Annotated in this window: 5 protein-coding genes; all 5 read right to left on the reverse strand. The window is 38.0% G+C overall.

Annotation, left to right across the window (positions count from 1 at the left end):
- The coding region (locus tag ACEN31_RS11360) for an FAD-dependent oxidoreductase (RefSeq protein WP_407109466.1) at window positions 1-1,258 on the reverse strand (1,258 nt) is incomplete at its 3' end.
- The gene (locus ACEN31_RS11365) at window positions 1,258-1,563 is read right to left on the reverse strand and encodes a rhodanese-like domain-containing protein (RefSeq protein ID WP_407101522.1); all 306 of its coding nucleotides are present in this window, start codon (window positions 1,561-1,563) and stop codon (window positions 1,258-1,260) included. The genes ACEN31_RS11360 and ACEN31_RS11365, both read right to left, overlap by 1 nt.
- Before the next feature lie 23 nt (window positions 1,564-1,586).
- Window positions 1,587-1,907: a thioredoxin gene (gene trxA / locus ACEN31_RS11370; RefSeq protein ID WP_407101521.1), complete on the reverse strand. Its 321-nt coding sequence runs from the start codon at window positions 1,905-1,907 to the stop codon at window positions 1,587-1,589.
- Window positions 1,888-2,160, reverse strand: coding sequence for a membrane protein insertion efficiency factor YidD (yidD, locus tag ACEN31_RS11375; RefSeq protein ID WP_407101555.1), 273 nt, complete (start codon window positions 2,158-2,160; stop codon window positions 1,888-1,890). The genes trxA and yidD overlap by 20 nt, the downstream gene beginning before the upstream one ends.
- A gap of 245 nt (window positions 2,161-2,405) precedes the next feature.
- Complete coding sequence (locus tag ACEN31_RS11380; protein WP_407109467.1) at window positions 2,406-2,783, reverse strand: DUF302 domain-containing protein; 378 nt, start codon at window positions 2,781-2,783, stop codon at window positions 2,406-2,408.
- Window positions 2,784-2,785: the final 2 nt, after the last annotated feature.

A 2,785-nucleotide genomic window follows, 5' to 3' on the forward strand; every position in this document is an offset into this window, starting at 1 on the left:
CTAATTCCGGCAAATCTTGCACCGTCATTCCGGCTTTAATAGCTGTAGCAATGATATCAATCCGTTTATCTACACCGTCTTCTCCGATGGCTTGAGCGCCATAAATTTTACCAGTAGTCGGATGAAACAATAATTTTAAAACAATGGTTTTTGCATTAGGATAATAGCCAGCATGGCTTTTTCCTTGGATATGAATCACTTCATACACCTCATCAGCTTGTTGCAATTGGCGTTCATTCAAACCGGTCGCTGCTGCTGCCATTTTGAACACTCGTACAATTGCTGTCCCGATACTGCCTTTATTTTTGCGTTCCAATCCGCTAATGACATCAGCCACTTGACGTCCTTGACGGTTAGCTGGCGAAGCCAATGCAATCATTGTGTCTTCTTCGTTGATTTGTTGTTTAACGACAATCGCATCCCCTACAGCGTAAATATCTTTTTGGCTAGTTTCATATTGGTCATTGACGACTATTCCGCCACGTAAACCTGTTTCGACACCGGCTGTCAAAGCTACCGTTGTTTCCGGTTTTACGCCGACAGACATTAAAGTAATATCACTTTCTAAGCGTTCTCCGTTTTCCAATACAACGATTTTACCTTTTTCTTCAAATGATTCAGCCGCCAATCCTGTATATAATCTTACCCCATTAGCTGCTAATTCTTTCGTTACATAAGCCGCCATTTCTTCATCGAAAGGTGGCAGTACATGTGGCGCTTTCTCTACAATAGTAACTTCCATTCCTCGTTGGACTAAACTTTCTGCCATTTCTAGCCCGATAAATCCAGCACCTATGACAACTGCTTTTTTAGGGTTGTGTATATGGATAAAGTTGGAAATCGCATCGACATCTGGAACAGAACGCAAGGTGAAAATATTCTCTGCTTCTTCTAATCCGTTTGCTGGCGGAATAAATGGCTTTGCTCCTGGAGACAAGATTAATTTGTCATACCCCAGTGTGTATGTTTCTTGATCGGTTTGCACGACCACTTCTTTGTTGTCAGAGTCGATGGAAATAGCTTCACTATTTGGTCGTACGTCTAAATTGAACCTTGCTTGCAAAGCTTCTGGAGTTTGAACTAACAAATCCGTCCGTTCATCAATTTCTCCAGCGACATAATAAGGCAAACCACAATTAGCAAATGACACATAAGGCCCTTTTTCTAACACGATAACTTCTGCTCTTTCATCCAAGCGTCTTAACCGCGTAGCAGCAGACATACCACCTGCTACACCACCAATAATTACAATTCTCATTAATTCTTTCCTCCTTTTTTTGCTCCTGCCCATGCCATCATGCCGCCACGGACGTTGATAACATTATGTCCTTGTTTCAGCAATATTTTCGTCGCTCGTTTACTGCGCATCCCAGATTGGCACACTACGTAAATTTGACCCTTCGGTGTATAGGTAGAAACTTTAGCCAATGGAATATTTTTTGCTCCTGGAATATGACCATTTTTGAATTCATGCGGTTCTCTCACATCAATAATTTGCGGCTTTTCGGATAATTTATTCTCCAGTTCAGTAGTTGAAATCGTAGGTGTTTTTTTGAAAAACATATTTTCCCTCCTCATAATAGTAATTATTTTGCTGTTACTTTTTCCGTTAAATACTCTTTTAGTACTTCTTTTGGTTGGGAGCCAACTATCTTTTCAATCGGCTTACCATCTTTATATAAAACCATGGTAGGAATGCTCATAATGCCTAGTTGACTAGCTATTACATTGTTTTCGTCAATGTTCAACTTTGCAATTTTAATTTCAGGTGCAAATTCTGCTTCTAATTCTTCTAATACTGGTCCTAACATCTTACATGGCCCACACCAAGGAGCCCAAAAATCGACTAATGTAATACCCTCTTTTACTTCTGATGCTAATGTTATATCAGTTACTTTTACTGTCATTCGATTGTTCCTCTCCTTTTATCTTATGTCTGTTATTTCTTTTCAATGAAAATGTACTTGGCACGGGATCATATCCGCCTTTAACAAATGGATGACACCGCATAATAAGTGCTGCTCCCATTAGAGACCCTTTTGCTGCTCCGTGTTTTTCAATCGCATCAACAGCATAGTGCGAGCAGGTGGGATAATAACGGCAACTCGGTGGAAACAACGACGAAATTCCTTTTTGATAACCTTTTATACTTAATAAAATGTATTTTACATTTATACACCCCCACGCGTATTTTGGTTATACCCCCATACGTATTTTTTGTAAAGCATTTTTCAAAAAGAATAAAAACGACCATAATATGTCGGTATGTCCGAATCTTGTATTAAGAGCTAGTGGATAAAGTTACATGATCTTCCTCTCTATGAGCAAAAAAAACTATAGAGGATACTTTTTTTAGTGTCCACTATAGGGGTCCATTTTAGTTCACGAGAAAGTCTTTTTTATATTTATTTAGCAGCATCCACTACTTCTTTTAATGTTGATTCAACTTCTATAGCAATCATTGTCAAATTATCATCTTTGACAAAGTCAATTAATACTGTTGGTTTTAGTAGTCCAATATACACATCGGCTTCTTTTTCATAAACAACTACCTTACACGGTAAAAAGTAGCCAACTTCAATACGTTTTTCCAATACTTCTTTTGCTTGTTTTGGATTACATACTTCTAATACCTCAAAATTTGTAGGGAAATCTAACCCTTTAGATTTAATTTTTTCTTTAAAATTAACTTGATACAATACACCAAATTCTCTTTCTTTGAGTTTCTCAATGAGTGCTTCTGTTGCCGCTTGGAATGATTTAGTTGTTTTAACTTCATACATAA

Source organism: Ruoffia sp. FAM 26255, assembly GCF_045528525.1.
In the GTDB taxonomy this organism is placed as follows: domain Bacteria; phylum Bacillota; class Bacilli; order Lactobacillales; family Aerococcaceae; genus Ruoffia; species Ruoffia tabacinasalis.